The sequence below is a fragment of the Emticicia aquatica genome, assembly GCF_923079645.1.
In the GTDB taxonomy this organism is placed as follows: Bacteria; Bacteroidota; Bacteroidia; order Cytophagales; family Spirosomataceae; genus Emticicia; species Emticicia aquatica.
In genome coordinates this window covers 1,365,433-1,392,216 of record NZ_CAKLPY010000002.1, presented here as the reverse complement: position 1 = coordinate 1,392,216, position 26,784 = coordinate 1,365,433, and the positions used below count along the sequence as shown (strand labels likewise).

Here is a 26,784-nt window from a genome sequence, read left to right as displayed (position 1 = left end):
ATTTCACTTCTCCTTCTACTCAGCCCGTCGGTGTGAGAAATGGAGATTTTGTATATACAAAAGCCCTTTCTTACCACGTGAGAAAGGGCTTTTTTGTGAAAACAGATTGATAAGATTCTCACTTAACCAATATAAATCTCATTAGAAATGAGCGACAAAATTTATGTTTTTGACACTACTTTGCGAGATGGCGAGCAAGTACCAGGATGTCAGTTAACAACTGACGAAAAAGTAATGATTGCCAAAGAACTCGAAAAACTAGGTGTTGATATCATCGAAGCAGGATTTCCTATTTCAAGTCCTGGTGATTTTCGTTCGGTTGTAGAGGTTTCTAAAGCCGTTACCGAGCCAACAGTTTGTGCATTATCACGTGCCGTAAAAGGAGATATTGATGCCGCTGGCGAAGCTCTCAAGTTTGCCAAACGTCCTCGTATTCATACTGGAATCGGGGCATCTGATATTCACATCAAACATAAATTTAATAGTAACCGTGAACAAATTATTGAGCAAGCAATTGATGCAGTAAAACACGCACGAAAATACGTTGATGATGTGGAGTTTTATGCAGAAGATGCTGGCCGTGCCGATTTGGAGTTTTTGGCAAGATTGACCGAAAACGTTATCAAAGCTGGTGCAACTGTTGTGAATCTTCCTGATACAACTGGTTATGTTTTGCCAAACGAAATGTACGATAGAATCAATTATTTGATGAATAACGTACCAAATATCGACAAAGCGATTATTTCGATGCACAACCACAACGATTTAGGCTTGGCAACAGCCAATACAATTGCAGGAATCAGAGCAGGTGCAAGACAAGTGGAAGTAACTATCAACGGAATCGGTGAAAGAGCTGGAAATACTTCATTAGAAGAAGTGGCCATGATTTTGAAAGTGCATAAATCGCTCGGTTATCATACAGATATTGATAGCACAATGTTGTTTCCGATGAGTAATTTGGTTTCACAAACCATGAGAATGCAGGTGCAAGCCAACAAAGCAATCGTTGGACGTAATGCTTTTGCTCACTCGTCGGGTATTCATCAAGATGGTTTCTTAAAACATACAGATACTTACGAAATCATCAATCCACAAGAAGTTGGTGTACCAAAATCTTCGATTGTTTTGACTGCAAGAAGTGGTCGCCATGCCTTGAAACACCGCCTCGAAATGTTAGGGTATAAACTTGAAAAACCTTTATTGGATGATACATATAAGCGTTTCCTTGACTTAGCCGACCAAATCAAAGAAGTAAATGATAAGGATTTGGTAAAGTTAATGAGAGCGTAGTAAATTTTTGTAAATTAAAAAGTAAAATCATCTTAAAAAACTTTCATTTTTTTTTGGATTTATTGAATATTATATATTGATTTACTTAAATAATAAGTAGCAGTTCGCAATTAAAATAAATTTAACTTAATTGTTGCTTTTATAATTGTTAAATCGTAGGTTTGCACCCTCATAATTTCAATCTAAATTTTATCATTATGATAAGCACTATGGGAAAAGTTCCTAAAGTCAGGCCTCCCAAGGAAGTTACAAACAATTCAACAGAAAATATAAAATTCAAAAATTCTGATATAGACGCAATAACTTTAAACTTGGTTAATCCTAAAAATATGAGGCAAGCGTTTTTGTTTTTGCATTTAGAAGCGAAAGATACAATATAAAGTGATTTTAGGAATTACAATTCATACTGAGGTATTTGCTTAACGTAAATACCTCATTTTTTATGTTCATACAATGGAAAGTTCTGACCCCAAAAAAGAGAAACGCTTATTAGAATTCAAAGAATGGCTAATAGCATTTAAAGAGTATTCTAAAAAAGTTAAAGATATTGACATCATTTACATTGATGATGCCGAAGAAATACTTAATGATTGGTATTGGTATACTATGGCCGAAAAGCTCTACCCATATATGGAACAAGGAGATAATAGCAGAATTAATCATTCAAAAATTATTTCAGGGAAAGAACTAACAATCATGGCTATTCAACCTATACAATTTGAAGATGAAATTACTGAAAAAAAATTAAATGCTGAATTAGCATGGGTAATTGCGTGGTCTATATTATCAGGATGGAATAATTATGATAATGATAAGGTTGAAAAAATATTAGACAACAAAGAAATTCAGTTATTTATCAAAGAACATATGACTTGGCTTGAGAAGTTAGACCCAGAATTTGATTATCCTTATTTTTCAAATGCTCAAACTTGGCGTGTATTTAACTTATATCTTCAAGAGTTTCTAAAAAATATAAACTAAGCTTTTATACTTGTGCAGCTCAAAGAAATTATTTTAAAATTTGATAATTGCCTTAAATCTTATAGTTCAACAGATAAAAGTTTTTCAACCTTTATTATTGATTTTTTGGATAATTATGAAACAGAATTGCGAAACTCCTCTGGACTTTTTGATGAGATATTAGATAAAGTTCTAATATCTCAAGAAGATTTTATTAATAGATTAACTTTTATTATTGATGGGGTAAAAAAATCAACGAATTACTACTTATTTCAAAGTAGTATTGACGGAAAAGCATATTCAATACTTCGAGATTCTTTAGTAAAAAGTAAACTACTTTTGCAGCTTTCAAATAATTCATACAAAATTCCACCTAGAAAAGGAGAGTTTTACAGAGTTCGTTCCAGCAAAAAAGACGAAAATTTATCACAAAAAGATTTATTTCATATCCCTTTCAATTTAAGAGGAATTGCATCTACTCAAAGATATAGCTTACCTGGTTTTACACATTTATACTTAGCAAATTCTATATATACCGCTTGGAAAGAATTAAGAGAGCCTGAATACATATCTGTAATTCGTTTTACAAATAACTTTCCAATGATATTCATTGATTTAGACTCGGCGTCTTTTGCGACTCGAAAATTTGATGATATTGAAGATGAACCACAGGCGTTAGTTGATTATGCAATGCTCTTTCCATTACTAACGGTATGTACACTAAAAGTGAAAAATGATAAACATAATTTTAAACCAGAATATGTAATGCCTCAACTTCTTTTGGAATGCATACGGGAATTATCTCCTGATATTGTTGGAGTTCGCTATCGCTCGACCCGAATAGAGTCTTTAAATGTCAAGGAGGATAATTTTATCAATTTTGTTATACCACCCCGTAAAATTAACGATAAAGGGTACTGTAATATACTGCAACAAGCCTTCTCAATGACTGCGGTTGAAAAAATGGACTTAACAGAAATATATGAAGAATTAGAGTATCAAGAACATAAGGAAATAAAAATGCTCAATATTAAAGGTATTCCTCTAGAATTTAAACATTCAAAATTTGCTAAAATGGAAAGTCATTTAGAGTCACTAAATTTAGCACGATATAACTTTAATTCCTAATTTAATCATATGTTTGACTTAACAATGCTTCGTATAAAATTTCAGCAGGATGTTGAGCAATTCTGCCAGTTCCATCTTTTATTTGGTGGCGACAGCTTGTGCCAGGTGCTGCAATAATAACACCTTCTGTTTGTTTTCTAATCGTTGGAAAAAGTACTAACTCCCCTATTTTCATCGAAACTTCGTAATGTTCGGCTTCATAACCAAACGAACCAGCCATTCCGCAGCATCCTGATGGAATCAAATGCACTTCATAATTTGCAGGTAAAGATAAACTCTTTTTGGTAGGTGTGAGCGATGATAATGCCTTTTGATGACAATGCCCATGTAGTTTTATCAATCTTTTTTCTGTCGAAAATACTTCTTTTTTAATATTTCCTCGGTCAATTTCACGAGCAAACCATTCATCAAATTGAAAAGTATTTTGTGCGATTTTCTCCGCCATTTCTCTTAAATCTTGCGGAACAAGTTCTAGATATTCATCTCTCAAAGTTAAAATTGCCGATGGCTCAAGACCAATAATTGGCGTTTTATCTGTGATAATATTTTGCAATAATTCAACATTTTTAATAGCTATTTTCTGAGCTTCACGCACCATTCCTTTTGATAAATACGTTCGTCCACTTTCTACATGATTGGGTATAATTACTTCATATCCAAGCCTTTGCAATAACAAAATGGCTTTTTTGCCAACTTCAACGTCATTATAATTTGTAAATTCATCACAAAAAAAATACACTTTACTTTGAGTTGTCGTTGTTTTGGAGCTATTGTTTAAAAACCATTTTTTTAGCGTTGAACTGTGTAGTTCGGGCATTGTCCTGTCGGGGTGAAAACCAACAATTCGATTGGCAATTCGACGAGTGGCTTCGGTTTTGAAAATAAAATTATACGCCCACGGAGCAATCGAGGCCAAACGCATTTGTTTGGAAAAAGTTCCTATCAATTTTGAGCGAAATGGTACACCTTGTTTATCATAAGTTTGCTGCAAAAACTCAGCTTTCATCTTGCCCACATCCACACTCGATGGACATTCAGATTTACAACCTTTACATGAAAGACACAAATCAAGTACTTCTTTTACACTTTCTTGCGTAATTGTTTGCTGGTTGGTATAATATTGCCTCAAAACATTGGCCCTAGCACGGGTCGTATCTTTTTCGCTCCGAGTTGCCATATAGCTTGGACACATCGTTCCGCCTGTTATTTCAGTTTTACGGCAATCGCCCGAACCACTGCATTTTTCGGCTAAACGTAGTATACTTTCTTGCTTCGAGAAATCAAAAATTGTAACGTGTTTAGGTGTTGGTTTATCAACTTCGTAGCGTAAAAACTCATTCATCGGTGGTGAATCAATGATTTTGCCTTGGTTAAATATTCCTTTGGGGTCAAATAATGTTTTCACTTGTCTGAAAAGTTCATAATTTTTTTCACCCATCATCATCGGAATGAATTCACCACGCAAGCGTCCATCACCATGTTCACCAGAAAGCGAGCCACCATATTTTTTTACCAAAACGGCTGTTTCGGCCAAAATTGTTCGAAAAAGTTGTCGCCCCTCAGTAGTTTTAAGGTTAATCATTGGCTCAACGTGCAATTCACCCGCTCCAGCGTGAGCATACATTGAGTACTGAACTTGATGTTTTTTAAGCAAAACTTCCAAATCTCGAATATAAGCTGGCAAATCTTGTGGGTCAACGGCACAATCTTCAATCAAATTGACACATTGTGTATCACCTTCCAAATTTCGGAGCAAGCCAAGTCCTCCTTTTCTAACTTCCCACGCCTTTTTTGAGTCGTCTTTTAACAAAATTGGATAAGCGTAGCCCAAGTTTTTTTGTTTCAATGCCAAAATCAAATTTTCAGCTTTTTTATTCAAACCAGCTTCAGTTTCATCAAAAAATTCGACCATCAAAATTGCCTTTGGTTCTCCTTCGATGAAAAAACGATTTTTTGCTTGTTCAATATTGGTTTTCGTAAATTCTAAAATAAAATCATCAACCAATTCAGAAGCCGAACAATAGTGTTCGAGTGCCACAATATTGGCCAAAAGAGCTTCGTTTAGTGTGGTTGTATGCACCGCAACCATGCCGACTTCGGCAGGTGGCAGGTCAATCAACTTTAATTTTGCTTCGGTAATAAAACACAATGTTCCTTCTGAACCTGCGATGAGTTTAGCCAAATTAATTTCATTTTCTACAATCGCATCCAAAGCGTAACCTGTATTTCGACGCGTGACATTTGCTTTGGGAAATCCCTCTTTTATCGCTTGTTTATTTTCGGGATTATTAATTAATTTTGAAAGATTTTTATAAATTTCACCTTCTAAAGTACCCAATTCACACTTTTCTTGGAAAGATTTTTCATCCAAATACGAAAATGTTGCTTCATTTCCATCGGCTAAAATGGCTTTTACTTCCAATAAATTATCACGAGTGGCTCCCCAAATAATCGAATGCAATCCACACGAATTATTGCCAATCATGCCGCCAATCATGGCTCGACTTGAAGTTGAAGTTTCGGGGCCAAACATCAATCCATAAGGTTTTAAATAGGCATTCAAATCGTCACGAATAACGCCAGGTTGAACCTTCACCCATTTTTCTGATTGATTTACTTCAAGAATATTGATAAAATTTTTTGAAATATCAACCACTAAACCATTTCCCACTACTTGACCCGCCAACGAAGTTCCCGCTGCACGAGGAATAATTGTAAACCCTTGCTTATCAGCCAGTTGAATCAATTTTTTAATATCTTCAACTGTTTTTGGAATCGCAACCGCGAGTGGTTTTTCTTGGTAAACCGACGCATCAGTTGAGTAAACAGCCTTTATGGCCTCATCAGTTTTTGTATTTTTGAAGTAAAATTCTCCTTCAAATTCTTTCAGCAATGAATCAAACATACGATATTTATTTTGTCTCAAAATTGGGGAAGAAATTGGAGATATACTATATTTTTAATGAAGTATCGAAATGTTTTAATGCTCTAATTTTGAAAAATCAGCTCATTTGACTCAAAAATAACCGCTTATCCAATCTTGTATTTAGGTTTCTACAATATTCCCCTACATTTATTGTTATAAAACTGCCATAAAAGGTTAAATTTGTGGTCTTAAAAACAAAAATGATTGATAGTCAAGTATCAAAACCTTGACATATTGTCAGTTTTTGGGTTTTTGGTGAGATATTTGATAAAAGTAAAGCTTCATAAAAATAAGAATTAACGAACAAGATATATAAAATGCTTAATTTTTTAACAAAGGGAATTTCCCAGATTTTTGGTACAAAGTCTGATAAAGATAACAAAGAGTTACAACCTTACGTAAAACTCACAAACGATGAATTTGTAAAACTTGCGGGTTTATCGCACGACGAGTTTAGAGCAAAAACAAAAGAACTACAAGATTATATTGCTCAAAGGCTTTCGCATATTGATAGTCAAATTGATACCTTAAAAACAAGTATCGACCAAGACCCAGATATGCAAGTTGATGAAAAAGAAGTAGCTTTTAAACAAATTGATGCCCTAAAACTCGACCGCAACAAAGAATTAGAGGTTGTATTGTTAGAGATATTACCAAAAGCTTTTGCAATTGTAAAAGAAACAGCTCGTCGTTTTTCTGAAAGCTCTTCTATTACCGTTACTGCAACGCACCTCGACCGTGAGTTGGCCATGAGAAAATCGCATATCACGATTGAAGGCGACAAAGCTATTTGGCAAAACCAATGGGTTGCCGCTGGAAATTTGATGACTTGGAACATGGTTCACTATGATGTTCAAATCATCGGTGGAGCAGCTCTACACAAAGGAAAAATTTCTGAAATGGCTACGGGTGAAGGAAAAACATTGGTAGCTACTTTCCCAGCATTCCTAAATGCTTTGGCAGGAAAAGGTGTTCATATAGTTACGGTCAATGATTATTTGGCTCGTCGTGACTCCGAATGGATGGGACCTATTTTTGAATTTAATGGCATTACTTGTGAGTGTATTGATAAATATCCTGCCAATACTGCTGCTCGTCGAGAAGCTTATCGTGCAGGAATTTGCTACGGAACAAACAACGAATTTGGCTTCGATTACCTCCGTGATAACATGGTAAATGCACCTGAAGAACTTGTTCAACGTGAACATCATTATGCAATGGTTGATGAGGTTGACTCGGTTTTGATTGATGATGCTCGTACTCCATTGATTATCAGTGGGCCAATGGCTCGTACTGGTGACGAAGAACTGTTTATTTCATTAAAACCTCGTATTCAACGCATTGTTGACGCTCAAAAAACCTTGACAAATGGTTATTTAAACGAAGCTAAAAAATTAATTGCGGCAGGAAACAAAAAAGACGGTGGCGTGGCATTGTTCCGTGCATTCCGTGGTTTGCCAAAAAGTAAACCATTGATTAAATATCTTTCAGAGTTTGGAATGAAAGCGATGTTGCAAGAAACCGAGGCAATTTATTTGGCAGAAAACCAAAAATTAATGCCCGAAGCTGACGCTCCACTTTATTTTACTATTGATGAAAAAAATAACTCTATTGAGCTTACCGACAAAGGAATTGATTTCTTGACAGGCGAAAGCGAAGACCACAGTTTCTTCGTAATGCCTGATTTGGGCGTTGATTTAGCAGCAATTGCCAAAGCAACCGATTTGAGTGAACAAGATAAAATCTTGAAAAAAGATGAGGTAATCCGTGACTATTCGACTAAAGCCGAGCGTATTCACGCTGTAAACCAATTATTGAAAGCATATACTTTATTTGAAAAAGACGTAGAATACGTTGTAATGGATAATAAAGTAATGATTGTTGACGAACAAACTGGTCGTATCATGGACGGCCGTCGTTGGTCAGATGGTTTACACCAAGCTGTTGAAGCGAAAGAAAATGTAAAAGTGGAAGATTCGACCCAAACTTACGCTACGATTACGCTTCAAAATTACTTCCGTATGTACCACAAATTGGCGGGTATGACTGGAACTGCCGAAACTGAAGCTGGTGAATTCTGGAAAATTTATAAATTAGATGTTGTTACGATTCCAACCAATCGTTCTATCGTTAGAAATGACCAAGAAGATAAGGTTTATAAAACTGTTCGTGAAAAATATAATGCCGTTGTTGACGAAATCAACGAATTAGTAAATATCGGTCGCCCTGTTTTGGTTGGTACAACTTCTGTTGAAAATTCAGAGATTTTGAGTAGAATGCTTACGCTTCGTAAAATTCCTCATCAAGTATTGAATGCCAAACAACACGCACGTGAAGCAGATATCGTTGCCGAAGCAGGAAAGCCTGGCACTGTGACAATTGCCACCAATATGGCTGGCCGTGGAACGGATATTAAATTAACAAACGAAAGTAAAGCTGCGGGTGGTTTGGCTATTATCGGAACAGAACGTCATGATTCTCGCCGAGTTGACCGTCAGTTACGTGGTCGTGCTGGTCGTCAAGGAGACCCAGGAACATCACAATTCTTTGTTTCGCTTGAAGACCAATTGATGCGTTTATTCGGCTCTGACCGTATCGCTTCGGTGATGGATAAAATGGGAATGGAAGAAGGCGAGGTTATTCAACATTCAATGATTACGAGTTCGATTGAAAGAGCTCAAAAGAAAGTTGAAGAAAATAACTTTGGTACTCGTAAACGTTTGATTGAATACGATGACGTAATGAATATTCAACGTGATACGATTTACAAACGCCGCAAAAATGCTCTTTTCGGAGATCGACTTTCACTTGACATCGCCAACATCATGTACGATACTTGTAGCGATATTGTGATGAATGCCGAAGGTAATTATGATGAATTTGAATTACGTTGTTTGCAAAAATTAGCAATTCAGCCAGAAATTACGCGTGGAGAATTTACCAAAGGAAATCCAAAATTGATTGATAGACTTTATCAGCAAGCAGAAAGAGCATACAAAGCGAAAAACGACGAAATTCGCAAAAATATGTTGCCTGTTTTGGAAAATGTCTTGAAAGACCGTCGTGCGTTAGTAGACGAACCATTCATCGCAATCGTTGGTGATGGCAACCAAAATATTGGGTTGTATTGTAATTTGAAAGCTGCCGTTGAAAGTGATGGTCGTGAATTAATCAAAGAAATTGAAAAACATATTTCGTTGAATGTAATTGACCAAGAATGGAAGGAACACCTCCGTGATATGGACGATTTGAAACAATCGGTACAAAATGCTTCTTATGAACAAAAAGACCCATTGTTGATTTATAAATTTGAAGCGGTTGAGTTATTCAAAAATTTCTTGAATAAAGTAAATGCTGACACCGTAAGTTTCTTGATGAAAGCAGGTATTGTTGAACTACGCTTTCAACAATTAGCTCCAGTAAAAACTGAAACACCAAAACTTCAGACCAATAAAACTAGCGACGAAAGTAGTAGCGGAGAAGCCGTAACTAAATTAAATCCTTTGAGAAATGTAAAAATTGCCGACCGTAACCAGCGTGTAAGCGTGCAATACAAAGACGGAACCGTAAAACGTGACATAAAATACAAAAACGTAGAAGATGATGTAATTAATGGAAAGGCCGTTTTGGTTGAATAATTAGCCTTATTTATCTATCTGAAAAACAAAAAATCCTAGTCGTTGACTAGGATTTTTTGTTTGAATAGTATGACCAATTTTATTTCGCTCTAAAGAAAACAGTAATCGTTACTCCTTCAAAACCGAAGTTTTCACGTAGTTTATTTTGCAAAAAACGAGAGTACGATTCTTGCACATATTGGGGTAAATTACAGAAAAATATAAATGTTGGCGAAGGTGTTGGCACTTGTACACAATATTTTATCTTGATTTGCTTACCTTTTAACATCGGTGGCGGCGTACGCTCAATGATTGGTAACATGATTTCGTTTAGCTTTGATGTCGTAATTTTCTTGGTTTTATTTTCATAAACCTCCATTACTTTTTCAATTACTTGGAAAATACGTTGTTTTTCAACCACTGACGCAAAAATAACAGGCATATAATTCATCGGAGCTAATCTATCTAAGATTTCCTTCTTCATTTTATCCGCCGTTTTTGAATCTTTTTCCACTAAATCCCATTTATTTACCATCAAAACAATGGCTTTTTTGGCGTTGTGTGCATGACCAATAATACTGATGTCTTGCATCTCTAATCCTACCGCTGCATCAATCAAAACGATACAAACATCAGAGTTTTCGAGGGCTTTTACTGAACGTAATGTTGAGTAAAATTCAATATTTTCGTGAACTTTTGCTTTTTTACGAATCCCTGCCGTATCTGTCAAAATAAAATCTTTCCCGAAAAGCTTATAATGTGTATCAATTGCATCACGGGTTGTGCCAGCAATACTATTGACAATACTTCTATCTTTTCCAGTTAAAGCATTTAAAAATGACGACTTACCAACATTTGGACGACCCAAAATGGCTATTCTTGGCGTACCTTCATCGGGATTTTCAACACCTTCATCTTCAAAGTTTGCTACAACGGCCTCGAGTAATTCACCCGTTCCGCTTCCATCTGCCGCTGAAATTGGGAAAATTTCTTCGCCCAAGCCCATTTCATAAAATTCTGACGCTGTCTGATGACGCTCAAAAGTTTCGGCTTTATTAGCAACAACATAAACAGGTTTTTTTGAACGACGTAAAACATTCGCAAAATCATTATCTAAGTCGGTCAAGCCAGTCATGGTATCAACCACAAATAAAATCAACGTCGATTCTTCGATTGCGATTTCAACTTGCTCACGAATAGCCGCCTCGAAAGTATCTTCCGAACCAACTACATAACCACCCGTGTCAATTACAGTGAAATATTTTTCAGTCCAAACAGCGTGTCCGTAGTGGCGGTCACGTGTTACGCCAGGCATATTATCGGTGATGGCCACACGGCTCTCGATAAGGCGATTAAAAAGGGTAGATTTGCCAACATTTGGTCGGCCTACAATTGCAACAATATTTGCCATAAAAAATCAGTAAACGATTATCGTTAAAAAACGGTAAACAGTGATTCTCTTGCGAGAACTGTGAAAAATAGCCGATAGTTTTCAATCCACAATCGACCGTATAAAATTACGCATCCCTGATAAAGGGGGTGCAAAGATATAAAAAAATAGGGAGAAGTCTATTGATTATCAACAAGATACCAAAACTTTGAGTTCCTATTCGCTCAAAATAATGCTTGAATATCCTGCCAAGAAATAAGTCCAATTGCCAAAACCGCTAACACTAAACCGATTTTGTTGAGTGGCGTAAGTTTCTCTTTAAAGAAAACCAAAGCCACCAAAGCCGACACCAAAATAACACCAATATTGTATAAAGGATAAACAAAAGCTCCGCTATTTCCGTAGGCGGTAAGAGCTAAAATCAGAAAATAAAACGACAAAAAATTAGGCACACCAAGCGTTATACTTGCCAAAATATGCTTGATTTTGATTTTTTCTTTTCCTCTAATTACCTGTATTATCAGCACAGTCATTCCTGCCAAAATTGCACCAAAAACCATCACCAATGTAACTGGAATAGTACGGTCAGCCGACTTTATATAATTGATATTCAGGTAGTTAATTGAAGTATTTGTAATTCCGTACATCAAGAAAACAGCAACAGGCAAAAGAAAATCTAAGCCTTTTGCAGCTACTTTTTCATTGCTTTTTTTGAAAGTACTCAGTCCGACAGCACCCAGAGCCAAAGTCAAACCTAAATAATTTAATCCATCAAATGCACGACCTTGCGTTTTGAAAATCAACAAACTGCAAAGTACTGGAATCACGAGCGAAATATTATTCGCTAATGAGGTTGCCGTCATGCCCATTCGCTGCGTTGAAATACCCGACAATAAAAAAGTAATGATAAAACCTACACCCAAAAATAATGCGTAAAAAGTCCAGTTTTCGGAAAAATTTAGTTCAAAACTTTGGCCTTTCGGCATCAATGCAAGCCCTGTCAAGAAACAAATTGGATAATTAAAAGCAATTGCTTGAAACGTACTTATGTTAAATTTTGGATATAAGCGAAAATTTGTCAGCAACAAAACCGAAAAAACGATACTCAGAATAAGGTAAAACATAATATTTGATTTTGAATAAATGAAAGAATAAACCTTGATTATTTAATCATCTAAATTTTGAATTACTCGTACCCAAATCGCTCGAGTTTTTGTTTTTTATTACGCCAATCAGGTTCGACTCTAATATATTGTTCGAGAAATATCTTTTTCCCAAAAAACTTTTCCATTTCCAAACGAGCCTCAACGCCTACTTTTTTAATGCGTTCACCTTTATGGCCTAATAAAATTGCTCGTTGGGTAGTTCGTTCCACATAAATTTCTGCACTAACTACAATTATATCCTCTTTTTCTTTAAAACTCGAAATAACCACTTCACAACTATACGGCACTTCTTTGACATAATTGGTAAAGATTTTTTCGCGGATAATTTCTGCTGCAAAAAACCTTTCGGGCTTATCGGTCAATTCATCTTTCGGAAAATACGGGTGATGAACTGGTAAAAATGATATAATCTTTGAAAAAAGCCCATCAACATTTTGATGGTGCAACGCCGAAATAGGAATCACTTCAACGGCTTTAAAGTTTTCTTTCCAATAACTGATTTTTTCTTCGATTTGCTCGGGCTTTGCTAAGTCTATCTTATTGATAATCAACAAAATAGGTGTTTCGGTATTTTGTAGTTTCGTAATCACATCATCTTCGTCGTGCTTCTCAAAAATATCTGTTACAAACAAAATCACGTCCGCGTCATCGAGCGAGCCATGCACAAAGTGCATCATTGATTTGTGCAATTCATAAATTGGTTTGATAATACCAGGTGTGTCAGAATAAACCAATTGAAAATCAGTTCCTTCGTGAACGCCATTCACAATGCCCATGATTCGGTGGCGAGTTGTTTGGGCTTTTGAGGTGATGATTGACAACCGCTCACCAACTAAAATATTCATCAACGTTGATTTGCCAACGTTTGGTTTTCCTATAATGCTAATAAAACCAGCTTTGTGGTTTGGGGAAATGTTTTGGTCTTCCATTGGTTGTATCACGAAAAAATATCGTGTAAAAAATAATATTTTGCAAAGATAGTTTTTTATTGTGAAAACTTATCGTACCTTTGCAGTCCGATATACGGAACAACATCGCGGGATGGAGCAGTTGGCAGCTCGTTGGGCTCATAACCCAAAGGTCACAGGTTCGAGTCCTGTTCCCGCTACTAAGGAAGACTTTAAAAGTCTTCCTTTTTTTGTTTTATTCCATTCTACTTTAATAAAATTTCTTTTGAAACTTTGTTTGCTCTTGCAGATAACTTCCAAAATATCTCTTTTACTTCCGCAAAATTTTCTAAAAAACTATCTTTTTTTCTTTAAATTCGCTGCTTTCATCACCAAACAACCCCATGCAATACTTAAAACATCAAAAATTTGCCGACGTTGATATGTATCGCTTTGGTTATTCTCCTATTGGAAAGCCTTGGTTGAGCGTTTATTGTTACTTGATAGAGAACGTTTTGATTGATACTGCACAAAGCAATTGCCAAGAAAAAGTCTTAAAAACGTTTCAAAATAAGCCCATCGAAAAGATTCTGCTTACTCATTGGCACGAAGACCATTCGGGAAATACAGCCAAATTGGCCAAACAACATAACGCTCATGTTTTTGCCCATCCGTTTACAAAAGAGAAGTTACGCCAAGGATTCGATATTTTACCTTATGAAAAATTTCTTTTTGGAAAAATCGAGCCTTTTCAAGGTCAAATCACTGATTTTCAAGGCATTATAACAACCCAAAATCATAAATTATTGCCTATTTTTACTCCTGGTCATGCTGATGACCACACTGTTTTTTTGGAACAAGAGCAAGGTTGGCTTTTTTCGGGCGATTTATATGTCGGCGTCAAAATTAGGGTTTTCCGAAAAGGTGAACAGTTTTGGCCGCAAGTAGATGCTTTCAAGAAAGTATTGACCTACGATTTCGATGTTTTGTTTTGTGGACATCATCCTCGGCTGAAAGATGGCAAGAAAATGCTCGCCCAGAAACTCCAATATTTTGAGGATTTCGCTGGAAAAACATTGCATTTTCATCAAAAAGGTCTTAAAATCAACGAAATTATGCACGCCATGCGTCTGCGAGAAAACAGTTTATTAAAGATTTTGCTCTCCAACGACGTTTCCGTAGAATACATGATTGAGGCAGTAATAAATGAAAAATAAATGTTGATACATATAATTTTTTATTTATAAAATAACATTAACTTTATCATCCTAAAACTATAAACATGAAACGTAGAAACTTTATTCAAACAACAGGCTTAACGCTTGGAACATTGGCACTATCGGGCAAAGAATTATTAGCAAATCTGCTGGCCGAAAACCCTTACAAAATGCGTGATTTGCGTGGTGGTGTAGGCATTTTTACCGAAAGAGGTGGCACAATTGCTTATCTGACAACGCCTAAAGGTATTGCCGTGGTAGATTCTCAATTTCCTGAACAATCAAAACACTTGATTGATGAATTGAAAAAGCTTTCTGAAAAACCCATTAAACTTCTTATCAACACGCATCATCATGGCGACCATTCGGGTGGAAATATTTCTTTCAAAGGCATTGTCGAACACGTCGTGGCTCACGAAAACTCTTTGAAAAATCAACAAATAACAGCCCAAAAACAAAAAACCGAAGACAAACAATTGTATCCTGACGTAACTTTTTCGGATACTTGGAAACAAAAAGTTGGAAAAGAAAGTATCAAAGCTCATTATTTTGGAGCAGGTCATACAAATGGTGATAGTTTTATTCATTTTGAACACGCCAATATTGTTCATACAGGTGATTTAGTTTTTAATCGCCGTTATCCGTTTGTTGACCGTTCGGCTGGAGCTTCGGCAAAAAGTTGGATTTCGGTTTTAGACAAAGCCTTAGCCACTTTCGACAACGAAACAATTTTTGTTTTTGGTCATGCTTTTGACCCTGAAAAAATAACTGGTACCAAAGAAGATATTAAAGTTTTTCAAGATTACTTGGCCAAACTTCTCGTATTTGTTGAAAGCGAAATGAAATCGGGCAAATCAAAGGAAGAAATTTTGAAAACAACCGCAATTCCAGGTGTTACCGAAATGAAAGGTGATGGAATTCAGCGAAGTTTACAAGCAGTTTATGAAGAATTAGGCGGACTATAAATCAAAATTATATGGCTATCAGTCTTTATTTAGGCATATTTAGAGGCTGGTAGTCAACAAATTAGCGAAAACTATTTTTCAAAAAAACATTTTCAAGTACAAAGAGTTATGCTTAACATAGATATTTTAAATGTTTTTCCAATAAAAAAATCATAAGAGCAATGAGTAATGGAATGAACAGTGAGAAAGCAATTCTTTGGGCAGAAAAATGGATTCCAATTGTGATTGACGTAGAAGGTGTTGAAAATCCACCTCGTTATGAAGTTTCAAATTTTGGTCGTCTTAAAAGTTTTCAAAGTAGTGTAAAAGGTGAAATTATCAAAGGTTCTGTGATTCAGGGCTACAAATCGCTCAATATTAGGCTACCGAAAGGCAAATCTTTCAATCGCTATGTACACAAGTTGGTTGCCGAAACATTTGTCCCAAAACCCAGTCCCGACCATAAATTTGTAATCCACCTTGATTTTGATAAGTTGAGCAATCACTTTGAAAACTTAAAATGGGTAACCAAAGATGAAATGGTTTCTCATAATCGAGAAAACCCCGCAGTGATAAATAAACCTATTCCCAAACGCACAAAAAATTATAAATTAACCGAAATAAAGGTTAAAATGATAAAAAAACTGCTTCAGAAAGATAGTACTCGCTTGAAAATGATTGCCAAACAATTTGGCATTACACACACACAATTGAACCGTATTCGTTCGGGAGAAAACTGGGGTTACGTAAAAATTGACGATTAAAGAATGCCCATTTCTTTCAAGATTTGGTTTGTAATCTCGATGCGTTTTGCAACAAATTCGGAGTTGGGCATTGCATTATCTAATGGTTTATGCACCCGCAAGGCAAAGAAATAAACATTGTCTTTCTTTTCTACATAACCTACAAACCAACCAATATCTTTTCCACCTGCTTGAGCCCAACCAGTTTTGGCTCTTAACGTATAATTTTCCGTTTTTTCACGAATCATGACACGCTTCGTAATTTCAAAAGTACGTTTCGAGAAAGGCAATTTTTCTTCGTGAAGCTTTATCAAAAACTCCAATTGATTTTTCGGCGAAATCTGTAAAGCCGAACTCTCACCCAACCAAAACGTTGTCAAATCATTACCGATATGATGGTTGCCATAATTACAAGCTTCCAAATATTTATTGTAATTCTTCTCTCCTATTCGACGAGCCAGTTCTTGGTAAAACCAAACCGTTGAGTTTTTGTAGGCTTCCGTTAGCGTTTGGTCTTTATTCCAAGAATCTAACCAGCGTTTTTCACCGTCCCATTTAATCACATCATTTTCATCTTTAATTGCTCCAACTTCTAAGGCAATCAACGAGTTCGGAATCTTAAAAGTTGAGGCTGGCGATGTGGCTCGCACGAAATCAGCTTTATCAGTTATTTTGTAAGCTTTTTTCTGGTAATCATACAAATAAAAACCGCCTTCGAGATTAGCTTCTTTGAAATATTGGCTAAAATTGACCAATTCTTGGGCAGAAATACTGAAAAATGCACCGAGAAAGAATCCGAGAAAAAATATTTTTTTCATTGCTACAAGAAAGAAGGTTAATTTTGGCAAAATGTTTTACAAATATAAAGAGTGAAATCTAAAAATTCGTGGAAAAAACGAGTTCTATAAATAATACTTTCTTCAAATTTCAAGGATAAACATGAAATATCACCGAGTTTTAGTCGAGGCCATTGTTTTTGCTTTGCAACAGATTTTTAACGAAAATCGTCAAGCCGATAAGGTTATCGAACAAGTATTGAAATCAAATAAAAAATGGGGTAGCCGAGACAGAGCTTTTATTGCCGAAAATACCTATGAGATTGTGCGTTGGTGGCGATTGCTGAAATTCGTTTCAAATATCAATTGTGTAAAAGTTGAAGAAGATGCTCTTTTTTGGCAGATTTTTGGTTCATGGAGAGTTTTGCAAGGCGATAAACTGCCTGAATGGAACGAGTTTTCTAAGCTTAATCCTAAAGAAATTTTAGCCCGCAAAGAAGAAGCCAAAGAAACCAGAAAAATACGAGAATCAATTCCTGATTGGATGGATGCGATTGGCGAACAAGAATTAGGCGAAAAATGGGACGGAGAACTTCACGCCATGAATCATCAGGCGTCGGTAGTTTTACGTACGAATACCCTAAAAACCAATAAATTAGACTTAAAAAAGGCATTTAGAGAAATTGGTATTGACACCGAAACATTACCTAATGTGGCAGATGCCTTGGTTTTACCTAAGCGAGCTAATGTTTTTTCTACCGAACTTTTCAAAAAAGGTTTATTTGAAGTGCAAGATGCTGGAAGTCAGTTAATTGCCTCATTTTTGGATGTTCATGCAGGAATGCGAGTAATTGATGCCTGTGCAGGTGCGGGAGGAAAAACGCTTCATTTGGCAACTTTGATGGAAAATAAAGGCCGAATTATTGCAATGGACGTAGAAGATTATAAACTCCAAGAACTCCAACGCCGAGCAAAACGCAACGGAATCGGAAATGTAGAAACCAAACTAATTGAAGCCAAAACTATCAAACGATTGCGTGAAAGTGCCGATAGATTATTGCTTGATGTACCTTGCTCTGGCTTGGGTGTTTTGAGAAGGAATCCTGATGCAAAATGGAAACTCAAAAGTGATTTTCTAGAAAAAATCAAACAAACACAAGCAGAAATCATTACAAATTATTCAAAAATGCTCAAACATGGCGGAAAAATGGTTTATGCCACGTGTAGTATTTTACCTTCAGAAAGCGAGGCACAAGTACAAAAATTTATTACACAAAACCCTGAATATCAATTAATTGAAGAAAAACGCACTTCGCCCGCCAATGATGGATTTGATGGTTTTTACATGGCTTTGATTGAGAGAAAGTAGAAATGGAGCTCAACTTTTTCTATTAGCATATCTTTCATTAAACTATGATTAACACCTATCAAATTATTTATATATTTGACCAATAAATTCAACTCTAAAAAAATACCTATTCAACAAAACCTATGAAATACATCGCATCAATCGACCAAGGCACAACTAGCACACGTTGTATCATTTTTGACAAAAAAGGGAATATTGTTTCGGTCGGACAAAAAGAACACGAACAGATTTATCCAAAACCAGGCTGGGTTGAGCATAATTCAGAAGAAATCTGGAAAAACACGCTCGAAGTTATCGCTTTGGCTCGTATCAATAAAAACATTAAAGTAGAAGATATTGCTGCTTGTGGCATAACAAACCAACGTGAAACCGCTGTTGTTTGGAACAAACGCACAGGAAAAGCTTATTATAACGCCATCGTTTGGCAAGATACTCGTGTTGGCGAAACTGTAAACGCTCTCACTAAAAGTCATGGTTCGCAATTTTTTCAAGATCGTACAGGCTTGCCTTTGGCAACCTATTTCAGCGGTCTAAAAATCAAATGGATTCTCGATAACGTAGCGGGTGTGCGAGAAGATGCTGAAAAAGGTGAAGCTCTGTTTGGCAATATGGATACCTTTTTAATGTGGAATTTGACAGGTGGAATTAATGGTGGTTTACACATTACTGACGTAACCAATGCTAGTCGCACACAATTAATGAACCTCGAAACTGTTCATTGGGATGCAGAATTAGCCAAAATCATGAACATTCCGTTGCAAATGTTGCCTAAAATTGAGCCAAGTAGCAAAGTTTACGGACATATTACTTCTGATGCCATGAAAGGTGTGCCATTGGCAGGAATCTTGGGTGACCAACAAGCTGCCCTTGTTGGACAAACTTGTTATCAACCTGGTGAGGCAAAAAACACCTACGGAACAGGGTGTTTTTTGCTAATGAATACTGGTACAGAAATCGTTCCATCGAAAGCTGGTTTGCTTACAACAGTTGCCTATCAGTTTGAAAATCAACCTGTACATTACGCACTCGAAGGCTCAGTTGCCATAGCAGGTGCATTGGTACAATGGCTGCGTGATAACATGGGAATGATAGAAAAAAGCACCGATGTGGAAGCTTTAGCTAAAACTGTTGAAGACAATGGTGGAGCTTATTTTGTTCCTGCATTTTCAGGACTTTACGCTCCCTATTGGAAGTCGTCGGCTCGTGGCATCATTGCAGGATTGACTCGCTATGTCAATAAAGGACACATTGCTCGGGCGGTTTTGGAGGCAACAGCTTATCAAACGAGAGACGTTCTAGAAGCTATGGAGAAAGATTCGGGCATTGAAGTAACATCATTGAGAGTTGATGGAGGAATGGTTGTCAACGAATTGTTGATGCAATTCCAGTCGGATATGCTCAAAGTGCCAGTTATTCGTCCAAAAATGATTGAAACTACTGCTTTGGGAGCTGCGTATGCGGCAGGTTTGGCAGTTGGATTTTGGGCAAATTTAGATGATTTGTTACAAAATTGGGGAAAAGACAAAACTTGGAAACCAAAAATGAAAGCCACTGAACGCAAAAAACTATACACAGGTTGGAAGAAAGCTATCAAGAGGTCTTTTGATTGGGAGAAGTAGGGATTATAAATTAAGATTGAAGAGTTAAGAATTAACAATTTTGCGATTACCTTTGAGTTACAAATTGATAATGAGTTCTACAACGGCACTCGTTCAATTTGTAATTCATGCTATCATTAGAATTTCATGCAAAAAGTAGATTTTTTAGTTATTGGTTCAGGAATTGCGGGCTTGAGTTTCGCACTCAAAGCATCTGCAAAAGGGAAGGTTTTGGTCTTGACGAAAGTAAATGCCGATGAAACCAACACCAAATACGCTCAAGGTGGTATTGCCGCTGTTTTCGACCCTAATACAGATTCTTTTGAAAAACATATCAGCGATACACTCATTGCTGGCGATGGACTTTGCGACCGAAAAATAGTTGAAATTGTAGTAAAAGAAGGCCCAGACCGCATCGAAGAATTGATTGATTATGGCACAAATTTCGACAAACACGATGGCGAATATGATTTAACTCGTGAAGGTGGCCATTCGGAAAAACGAATTTTACATTACAAAGATATTACAGGAAAAGAAATCGAACGAGCTTTACTGGAAGAAGTAAGCAAAAATCCGAATATCGAAATTTTGACGCATTACTACGCCGTCGAAATTATTACACAGCACCATTTGGGCGTCGAAGTAAACCGTGAAACCAACGACGTAACTTGCTACGGTGTTTACGCCCTCAACTTACAAAGTGGAGAAGTAGAAACAATTCTATCGAAAATGACTGTGATGGCAACTGGCGGTGCAGGGCATATTTACTCAGCAACAACCAATCCTGTTATTGCCACGGGCGATGGCATCGCAATGGTTTATCGAGCAAAAGGACGTGTGCGTGACATGGAAATGATTCAGTTTCATCCAACATCGCTCTACAACCCTGGCGAGTACCCAAGTTTTTTGATTACCGAAGCCGTTCGTGGCGAGGGTGGTGTTTTGAAAAATAAAAAAGGCGAAGAGTTTATGCTCGGTTACGACCCACGTGGCTCACTCGCTCCACGTGATATTGTGGCTCGCTCAATTGATGCTGAAATGAAAAAAACGGGCGATGACCATGTCTATTTGGATATTTCTTTCAAACCAAAAGAGCTTATTTTGCAGCATTTTCCTAATATTTATGAAAAATGCTTGAGTATTGGGCTCGATATTACGAAAGACCAAATTCCTGTTGTTCCAGCGGCACATTATTTATGTGGTGGAATTTTGGTTGACGAAATGGGGCGTTCGACAATCAATCGTTTGTTTGCTTGTGGTGAATGTTCCTCAACAGGTTTACATGGTGCCAATCGTTTGGCTTCAAATTCGTTGCTCGAAGCAGCCGTTTTTGGGCATAGAATAGCCCAAGAAGCCCTCGAAGATTTTGATAATTTAAGTTTCCAAGATAATGTACCCGATTGGAATGAATTCGGTACAGAGCAATCAAACGAAGAGATTTTGGTAACACATAATCTGAGAGAACTACAAAGAATGATGGCCGATTACGTAGGAATTGTCCGTTCGGATTTTCGTTTGGAAAGAGCCATGCGTCGATTAAATTTAATAAAGCACGAAACCGAAGAATTCTACAAGAAAACTAAACTTTCGATGAAGTTGTGTGAATTACGAAACTTGGTTCAATGTGCCGAATTGGTCATCAAATGTGCCATGAAACGTAAAGAAAGTCGAGGCTTACATTTCACAACAGATTATCCTTATAAACTCGGCGGGAAGCCAGAAAACTCGGTTTTGTAAAGAATATTTTCAAATAAAAAATATTTTACCTAATTTTGCACCCCGATACAAAAGTATCTTGTTCTTTGTCGAAGCAAATGGTTCTTTCGGCGAAGGTTTTTATCACTTAAATTTTTTGAACCAATGTCACAAAAAATCAGAATCAAATTGAAGTCATTTGACCACAATTTAGTGGACAAATCGGCTGAAAGAATTGTGAAAGCTGTAAAATCTACAGGTGCGGTTGTTAGCGGTCCAATTCCGTTGCCAACTCGTAAAGAAATCTTCACTGTTTTGAAATCACCACACGTAAACAAAAAAGCACGTGAACAATTCCAATTGTGTACTTACAAACGTCTGATTGACATCTATTCGGCTAGCCCGAAAACAGTAGATGCCTTGATGAAATTGGAGCTTCCAAGTGGTGTTGATGTTGAAATCAAAGTGTAGTTTTGATAAACTTACTGTAAAAAGCCTATTTGTTGAAAAACGAATAGGCTTTTTTATTGCCCAAAACCTTACATATCTTAAACTTTCTGTTCGATTTTAGCTTTTATTTTCCTACTAATATTTACTCTCTCTGATATTTTAATGCAAAAACACCTTTTATAAACGCCAAACTCTAAAACACAACTACTTGATAATTAACACTTTAAGTCAATAAAAACAAAAACTCAAGATTCATAATTTATATCTCATAACTTTTTCTTCGTCGATATTGATTTAATTCATAAATTTGCATTTATTCTAAGCGATTTACATTCACCATAAAAGATTCAAGAAGTCAAAATGGCATCTACTAAAGAAAAAGCCCCAAAGGTTAAATACAGTAAAGAAACTTATATGTATTGGTACGAATCAATGTACCTCCAAAGAAAATTTGAGGAAAAAGCAGGGCAATTATATGGTCAGCAAAAGATTCGTGGTTTTTGTCACTTATATATTGGACAAGAGGCTTGTTCTTCAGGAGCAGTTTCGGCCTTAACAAAAGATGATAAATGGATTACGGCTTACCGTGACCATGGTCATCCGTTGGCCCTAGGTACTGACCCAAACAGAATCATGGCCGAACTTTTCGGAAAAGTGACGGGTACAACTAAAGGAAAAGGTGGCTCGATGCACATTTTTGATAAAGAAGTTAATTTTATTGGTGGACACGGCATTGTTGGAGCTCAGATTCCTTTGGGAGCTGGTATTGCTTTTGCTGAAAAATATAAAGGCACAAAAAACCTTTGTATGTGTTATTTTGGTGATGGTGCGGTGCGTCAAGGAGCTTTACATGAAGCCTTCAATATGGCCATGACTTGGAAACTTCCTGTGATTTTTGTGGTAGAAAACAATGGTTATGCCATGGGGACTTCAGTTGAGCGTACTTCTAATGTAAGAGAACTTTACACAATTGGTGAAGGCTATGATATGCCTGCCGAGCCCGTTGATGCAATGGACGTAGAAATGGTTCACGAAGCCGTAAAACGTGCCGCTGACCGTGCAAGAGCAGGTGAAGGTCCAACTTTCTTGGAATTCAAAACGTACCGATTCCGTGGTCACTCAATGTCTGACCCACAAAAATACCGTACCAAAGAAGAAGTTGAACAATGGAAAATGCGTGACCCATTAGAAATGGTTCGTCACCGAATTTTGACAAACGGAATTGCAACAGAGGAAGAATTGGACGTAATTGACGCCAAAGTAAAAGAGGTAGTTGAAGCTTCAGTTAAGTTTGCTGAGGAATCTCCTTATCCAACTCCTGAAGCTGCATTTGAAGATGTTTACATGGATGCAGAATATCCTTTCTTAAGAGAATAGTTAGCAAAGATTTTTTACAAAAAAGCCAGTTTTGACAATTCAAAATTGGCTTTTTTTGTAATATCTAACTTTTATCATATTTTTAATCCCCTGAAAATCAATTATTTACAAAGCAAAACAAAAAACACTCTTTTTCTCAAACATATCCACAAATATTCAGTTATCTCTATACACATAATTTATAAAGAAAGGTTTAGACGTACTCTTTTTTCCAAAAACTTTAAGATAACATTGTACGACAATTTTGAATGAGGCGATAAATTAACTTTTCAATAAAGTAAAGAAATGAGTAATTATTCTATTAAAGATTTAGAACAACTATCAGGTATTAAGGCTCACACGCTTAGAATTTGGGAGCAACGATACAACATCATCAATCCAAAAAGAACCGATACGAATATTCGTACCTACGATGATAAAGATTTGAAGTTGGTGCTAAATATTGCTCTGTTAAAAGACCACGATTATAAAATTTCGGAAATTGCAAAATTAAGTTTGGAGGAATTATCGAAAGAAGTTTTGGCGATTTCGGACAAACAACTTAATTATCCCGACCAAATTCATGCACTTACGATTGCAATGATTGATATTGACGAAGAACGCTTCGAGAAAATCATGGCAACAAATATTTTGCAGTTTGGCTTTGAAAACACCATGATAAATATCATTTATCCTTTTCTTAGTCGGATTGGCACGCTTTGGGTTACGGGTTCGATTGGGCCTGCACAAGAGCATTTTATTACAAACCTGATTCGTCAAAAACTGATTGTAGCCATTGATGGACAAATTATTAAGGCTACGTCCGTTTCAAAGAAATACATTTTATATACCCCTGAAGGTGAATTTCACGAAATTCCTTTACTTTTCGCCAACTTTATTCTTCGTGCAAGAAATAATAAAGTTATATATTTAGGACAAAGTATGCCGTTTTCGGAGTTACAGTTTATTTGTGAACACCACAAGCCTGATTATTTATTTTCAGTTATTACATCAACTCCTGGGCAAGACGAAGTTCAGCAATATGTCAATAAACTTGGTGAGGCTTTTTCTGAAATAAAAGTTTTATTGACAGGTTATCAGGTTGTTGCACAGGGCATTGATTTACCGAAAAACACCGAAATCATAACAAATGTGAGACAGTTAATGGCATTTGCTGAAAATTAATTTTTACTATGCCCATAAAAAAAATGCTCGATTTTTAAGAAATCGAGCATTTTTTATGAATTAAATATACTTTTTAGACATTTTCGATGTTTTTCCCCTTCGTAAATGTATAAATCAAAATACCAATACCGAGTAAAACAGCGGGAATACTCAAAATTTGTCCCATGTTTAAAGCCATTTGGTCTTCAAATGTTTCTTGGTTTTCTTTCAAAAATTCGTAGCAAAAACGTAAACCAAAAACCCAAATCAAGAAAATACCTAACAATAATCCTCTTGGTGTTTTTTCTTTAAATTTATTCCATAAATAAAATAAAAGTCCAAATAAAACCAAGCAAGAAAGTGCTTCATATAATTGTGCTGGGTGGCGAGTAATTGCTTCGGGAGTCATTCTTAGTGAACCGTCAGGATTCAGTGTAAAATTATTGAATCGAAATGCCCAAGGTAAATTACTTTCTTTTCCAACAATTTCGTGGTTCATCAAATTTCCTGAACGAATAAAGAAGCCTGCTAAAGCCACTGTAATTACGATGCGGTCTGCTACCCACAAGAAAGGCTGGTCTTTGTGGCTACGAGCATATAAAAGCAACGCCGTAACGATTCCAACCAAAGCTCCGTGGCTGGCTAAACCTTGATAAGGCGGTGTTATCATTTCAAGCAAGAATGTGCCTGGGTTTTTCAAGAAACTATCAAATTCGTAAAAAAAGTAATGACCAAATCTCGCTCCAATAACGGTAGCGACTATCATCACGAATAAAAGTACATCAAGGTCTTTTTCGGGTTTCCCTTCTTTTTTGAAAACATTGACCATGATTTGATAACCAAGCAAAAAGCCCGATGCAAACAAAATGCCGTACCAACGTAGCTCAAAACTACCTAGTTTTACTATAATCGGATTGACGTTCCAAGGAATTTCTAAAAGAATCATTTATGTCTGGGTTTGAAATTTTCTCAAAAATATGAGTTTTATCTGAGAGGTTACGTAATTTTGTGACAGATTGTTGAAAATTCTTATAATCGGCTTATAAGAATAGGTTCAAAGCCTTAGTTTTGCCGTAAAATTAATTCTTTTAAAAAGCATATTGCACTCAGCCAAATGCTTACAGCTCAAAAAAAATAATGAAAATAAATATCGGAATCATTGGTGGTGCTGGTTATACGGGGGGCGAATTGCTTCGTATTTTGCTCAATCATCCACAAGTAAATATTCACTTTGTTAATTCTAAAAGTCAAGCAGGAAAACCCGTTTACTCGACCCATGGCGATTTAATGGGCGATACCGATTTGCTTTTTACCGACCAAATGCCTTTCAACGAAGTACAAGCTATTTTTCTTTGTTCGGGTCATAATGAGTCGAAAAAATTTTTGGCGGAAAATCAACTTCCTGAAAGCCTTAAAATAATTGATTTAAGTACCGATTTTCGTGACCAAAGTAATGGCTTTATTTATGGTTTACCCGAATTGCAAAGAGATTTAATCAAAACGGCGACAAAAATTGCTAACCCTGGATGTTTCGCTACAAGCATCGAATTGGCATTATTACCTTTGGCGAGTGCCGATTTATTGAAAGAAGATATCCACATTAGTGCTGTAACGGGTAGCACTGGTGCAGGACAATCGCTTTCAGCTACAACACATTTTAGTTGGAGAAACAATAATATTTCGATTTATAAAGCTTTCACGCACCAACACTTAAAAGAAATTAACCAAAGTATCAAAACTTTGCAGCCAAACTTTGAGAAAATGGTCAATTTTGTACCTTATCGTGGTAATTTTAGTCGTGGAATCATGGCAAACGTTTATACAAAATTTGCAGGAACTATCGAAGAAGCGAAAGAATTATACAAAAACTACTATGCTTCGCACCCATTTACACATATTAGCGACGACGCTGAGATTGATTTGAAGCAAGTTGTCAACACAAATAAGTGTATTTTACACCTTGAAAAGCATGTGGATAACTTGTTGATAACAAGCGTTATTGATAATTTGACCAAAGGTGCGTCGGGTCAAGCAGTACAAAATTTAAACCTTGTTTTTGGTTTAGAAGAAACATCTGGCTTAAAATTAAAATCAGTAGGATTCTAATT

Annotated in this window: 21 protein-coding genes and 1 tRNA gene; 16 read left to right on the top strand and 6 right to left on the bottom strand. The window is 36.3% G+C overall.

The genetic code is table 11. The annotated features are described in order from the left end of the window. Positions 1-147 precede the first annotated feature (147 nt). The 4 genes from MJQ71_RS15480 (at position 148) to MJQ71_RS15465 (ending at position 3,378) form a co-directional block, all read left to right on the top strand. The gene (locus MJQ71_RS15480; RefSeq protein ID WP_238807536.1) at positions 148-1,290 is read left to right on the top strand and encodes a 2-isopropylmalate synthase; all 1,143 of its coding nucleotides are present in this window, start codon (positions 148-150) and stop codon (positions 1,288-1,290) included. A gap of 209 nt (positions 1,291-1,499) precedes the next feature. Further along, positions 1,500-1,670 carry a hypothetical protein gene (locus MJQ71_RS15475; protein WP_238807535.1) on the top strand — a complete coding sequence of 57 codons (171 nt, stop codon included), beginning with the start codon at positions 1,500-1,502 and terminating at the stop codon, positions 1,668-1,670. 73 nt (positions 1,671-1,743) lie between these two features. After that, on the top strand, positions 1,744-2,271 hold the full coding sequence (locus tag MJQ71_RS15470; protein ID WP_238807534.1) for a hypothetical protein: 528 nt from the start codon (positions 1,744-1,746) through the stop codon (positions 2,269-2,271). Between the two features lie 12 nt (positions 2,272-2,283). Next, positions 2,284-3,378, top strand: coding sequence for an RES domain-containing protein (locus MJQ71_RS15465; protein WP_238807533.1), 1,095 nt, complete (start codon positions 2,284-2,286; stop codon positions 3,376-3,378). Between the two features lies 1 nt (position 3,379). Here MJQ71_RS15465 and MJQ71_RS15460 read toward each other — a convergent pair whose 3' ends face one another. Continuing rightward, complete coding sequence (locus MJQ71_RS15460) at positions 3,380-6,283, bottom strand: FAD-binding and (Fe-S)-binding domain-containing protein (RefSeq protein WP_238807532.1); 2,904 nt, start codon at positions 6,281-6,283, stop codon at positions 3,380-3,382. A 338-nt stretch (positions 6,284-6,621) separates the two neighbouring features. On the opposite strand from MJQ71_RS15460, the gene secA reads away from it, so the two are divergent. After that, positions 6,622-9,942: a preprotein translocase subunit SecA gene (gene secA, locus MJQ71_RS15455; RefSeq protein WP_238807531.1), complete on the top strand. Its 3,321-nt coding sequence runs from the start codon at positions 6,622-6,624 to the stop codon at positions 9,940-9,942. A 79-nt stretch (positions 9,943-10,021) separates the two neighbouring features. On the opposite strand, the gene der is transcribed toward secA, so the two are convergent. The 3 genes from der to era form a co-directional block, all read right to left on the bottom strand. Next, a complete protein-coding gene (gene der, locus MJQ71_RS15450; protein ID WP_238807530.1) occupies positions 10,022-11,332 on the bottom strand; it encodes a ribosome biogenesis GTPase Der in 1,311 nt (436 codons plus the stop codon). Positions 11,333-11,535: 203 nt separating this feature from the next. Then, positions 11,536-12,435, bottom strand: a complete 900-nt coding sequence (locus MJQ71_RS15445) for an EamA family transporter (protein ID WP_238807529.1) — start codon at positions 12,433-12,435, stop codon at positions 11,536-11,538. A gap of 62 nt (positions 12,436-12,497) precedes the next feature. Next, a complete protein-coding gene (gene era, locus MJQ71_RS15440; protein WP_238807528.1) occupies positions 12,498-13,406 on the bottom strand; it encodes a GTPase Era in 909 nt (302 codons plus the stop codon). Positions 13,407-13,512: 106 nt separating this feature from the next. On the opposite strand from era, the gene MJQ71_RS15435 reads away from it, so the two are divergent. The 4 genes from MJQ71_RS15435 to MJQ71_RS15420 all read left to right on the top strand — a co-directional run bounded on the left by MJQ71_RS15435 (position 13,513) and on the right by MJQ71_RS15420 (position 16,289). Further along, positions 13,513-13,585, top strand: a tRNA-Met gene (locus tag MJQ71_RS15435). Between the two features lie 183 nt (positions 13,586-13,768). Then, the gene (locus MJQ71_RS15430) at positions 13,769-14,581 is read left to right on the top strand and encodes an MBL fold metallo-hydrolase (RefSeq protein ID WP_238807527.1); all 813 of its coding nucleotides are present in this window, start codon (positions 13,769-13,771) and stop codon (positions 14,579-14,581) included. 65 nt (positions 14,582-14,646) lie between these two features. Further along, positions 14,647-15,546, top strand: a complete 900-nt coding sequence (locus tag MJQ71_RS15425) for an MBL fold metallo-hydrolase (RefSeq protein WP_238807526.1) — start codon at positions 14,647-14,649, stop codon at positions 15,544-15,546. Between the two features lie 161 nt (positions 15,547-15,707). Beyond that, positions 15,708-16,289 carry an NUMOD4 domain-containing protein gene (locus tag MJQ71_RS15420; protein ID WP_238807525.1) on the top strand — a complete coding sequence of 194 codons (582 nt, stop codon included), beginning with the start codon at positions 15,708-15,710 and terminating at the stop codon, positions 16,287-16,289. Here MJQ71_RS15420 and blaOXA read toward each other — a convergent pair. Beyond that, a complete protein-coding gene (gene blaOXA, locus MJQ71_RS15415; RefSeq protein WP_238807524.1) occupies positions 16,286-17,086 on the bottom strand; it encodes a class D beta-lactamase in 801 nt (266 codons plus the stop codon). The genes MJQ71_RS15420 and blaOXA overlap by 4 nt on opposite strands. A 121-nt stretch (positions 17,087-17,207) precedes the next feature. On the opposite strand from blaOXA, the gene MJQ71_RS15410 reads away from it, so the two are divergent. From MJQ71_RS15410 to MJQ71_RS15385, 6 genes are all read left to right on the top strand, one after another. Further along, a complete protein-coding gene (locus MJQ71_RS15410) occupies positions 17,208-18,413 on the top strand; it encodes an RsmB/NOP family class I SAM-dependent RNA methyltransferase (RefSeq protein WP_238807523.1) in 1,206 nt (401 codons plus the stop codon). Positions 18,414-18,535: 122 nt separating this feature from the next. Then, positions 18,536-20,032, top strand: a complete 1,497-nt coding sequence (gene glpK / locus MJQ71_RS15405) for a glycerol kinase GlpK (RefSeq protein ID WP_238807522.1) — start codon at positions 18,536-18,538, stop codon at positions 20,030-20,032. A 126-nt stretch (positions 20,033-20,158) separates the two neighbouring features. Continuing rightward, positions 20,159-21,748: an L-aspartate oxidase gene (nadB, locus tag MJQ71_RS15400; RefSeq protein ID WP_238807521.1), complete on the top strand. Its 1,590-nt coding sequence runs from the start codon at positions 20,159-20,161 to the stop codon at positions 21,746-21,748. Positions 21,749-21,871: 123 nt separating this feature from the next. Further along, positions 21,872-22,177 carry a 30S ribosomal protein S10 gene (gene rpsJ / locus MJQ71_RS15395; protein WP_188767361.1) on the top strand — a complete coding sequence of 102 codons (306 nt, stop codon included), beginning with the start codon at positions 21,872-21,874 and terminating at the stop codon, positions 22,175-22,177. Between the two features lie 339 nt (positions 22,178-22,516). After that, a complete protein-coding gene (gene pdhA / locus MJQ71_RS15390) occupies positions 22,517-23,533 on the top strand; it encodes a pyruvate dehydrogenase (acetyl-transferring) E1 component subunit alpha (protein ID WP_238807520.1) in 1,017 nt (338 codons plus the stop codon). Positions 23,534-23,818: 285 nt separating this feature from the next. Then, on the top strand, positions 23,819-24,697 hold the full coding sequence (locus MJQ71_RS15385) for a MerR family transcriptional regulator (protein ID WP_238807519.1): 879 nt from the start codon (positions 23,819-23,821) through the stop codon (positions 24,695-24,697). Between the two features lie 73 nt (positions 24,698-24,770). On the opposite strand, the gene lgt is transcribed toward MJQ71_RS15385, so the two are convergent. Beyond that, complete coding sequence (gene lgt, locus MJQ71_RS15380) at positions 24,771-25,622, bottom strand: prolipoprotein diacylglyceryl transferase (RefSeq protein WP_238807518.1); 852 nt, start codon at positions 25,620-25,622, stop codon at positions 24,771-24,773. A 191-nt stretch (positions 25,623-25,813) separates the two neighbouring features. On the opposite strand from lgt, the gene argC reads away from it, so the two are divergent. After that, positions 25,814-26,782, top strand: a complete 969-nt coding sequence (gene argC, locus MJQ71_RS15375) for an N-acetyl-gamma-glutamyl-phosphate reductase (RefSeq protein WP_238807517.1) — start codon at positions 25,814-25,816, stop codon at positions 26,780-26,782. Positions 26,783-26,784: the final 2 nt, after the last annotated feature.

Coding starts and splice junctions, on each gene's coding strand:
- secA (WP_238807531.1), top strand. CDS start 6,622: ATGCTTAATTTTTTAACAAAGGGAATTTCCCAGATTTTTGGTACAAAG.
- argC (WP_238807517.1), top strand. CDS start 25,814: ATGAAAATAAATATCGGAATCATTGGTGGTGCTGGTTATACGGGGGGC.
- rpsJ (WP_188767361.1), top strand. CDS start 21,872: ATGTCACAAAAAATCAGAATCAAATTGAAGTCATTTGACCACAATTTA.
- MJQ71_RS15410 (WP_238807523.1), top strand. CDS start 17,208: ATGAAATATCACCGAGTTTTAGTCGAGGCCATTGTTTTTGCTTTGCAA.
- lgt (WP_238807518.1), bottom strand. CDS start 25,622: ATGATTCTTTTAGAAATTCCTTGGAACGTCAATCCGATTATAGTAAAA.
- glpK (WP_238807522.1), top strand. CDS start 18,536: ATGAAATACATCGCATCAATCGACCAAGGCACAACTAGCACACGTTGT.
- nadB (WP_238807521.1), top strand. CDS start 20,159: ATGCAAAAAGTAGATTTTTTAGTTATTGGTTCAGGAATTGCGGGCTTG.
- MJQ71_RS15480 (WP_238807536.1), top strand. CDS start 148: ATGAGCGACAAAATTTATGTTTTTGACACTACTTTGCGAGATGGCGAG.
- MJQ71_RS15475 (WP_238807535.1), top strand. CDS start 1,500: ATGGGAAAAGTTCCTAAAGTCAGGCCTCCCAAGGAAGTTACAAACAAT.
- MJQ71_RS15460 (WP_238807532.1), bottom strand. CDS start 6,283: ATGTTTGATTCATTGCTGAAAGAATTTGAAGGAGAATTTTACTTCAAA.
- der (WP_238807530.1), bottom strand. CDS start 11,332: ATGGCAAATATTGTTGCAATTGTAGGCCGACCAAATGTTGGCAAATCT.
- MJQ71_RS15445 (WP_238807529.1), bottom strand. CDS start 12,435: ATGTTTTACCTTATTCTGAGTATCGTTTTTTCGGTTTTGTTGCTGACA.
- MJQ71_RS15430 (WP_238807527.1), top strand. CDS start 13,769: ATGCAATACTTAAAACATCAAAAATTTGCCGACGTTGATATGTATCGC.
- pdhA (WP_238807520.1), top strand. CDS start 22,517: ATGGCATCTACTAAAGAAAAAGCCCCAAAGGTTAAATACAGTAAAGAA.
- blaOXA (WP_238807524.1), bottom strand. CDS start 17,086: ATGAAAAAAATATTTTTTCTCGGATTCTTTCTCGGTGCATTTTTCAGT.
- MJQ71_RS15420 (WP_238807525.1), top strand. CDS start 15,708: ATGAGTAATGGAATGAACAGTGAGAAAGCAATTCTTTGGGCAGAAAAA.
- MJQ71_RS15385 (WP_238807519.1), top strand. CDS start 23,819: ATGAGTAATTATTCTATTAAAGATTTAGAACAACTATCAGGTATTAAG.
- era (WP_238807528.1), bottom strand. CDS start 13,406: ATGGAAGACCAAAACATTTCCCCAAACCACAAAGCTGGTTTTATTAGC.
- MJQ71_RS15470 (WP_238807534.1), top strand. CDS start 1,744: ATGGAAAGTTCTGACCCCAAAAAAGAGAAACGCTTATTAGAATTCAAA.
- MJQ71_RS15425 (WP_238807526.1), top strand. CDS start 14,647: ATGAAACGTAGAAACTTTATTCAAACAACAGGCTTAACGCTTGGAACA.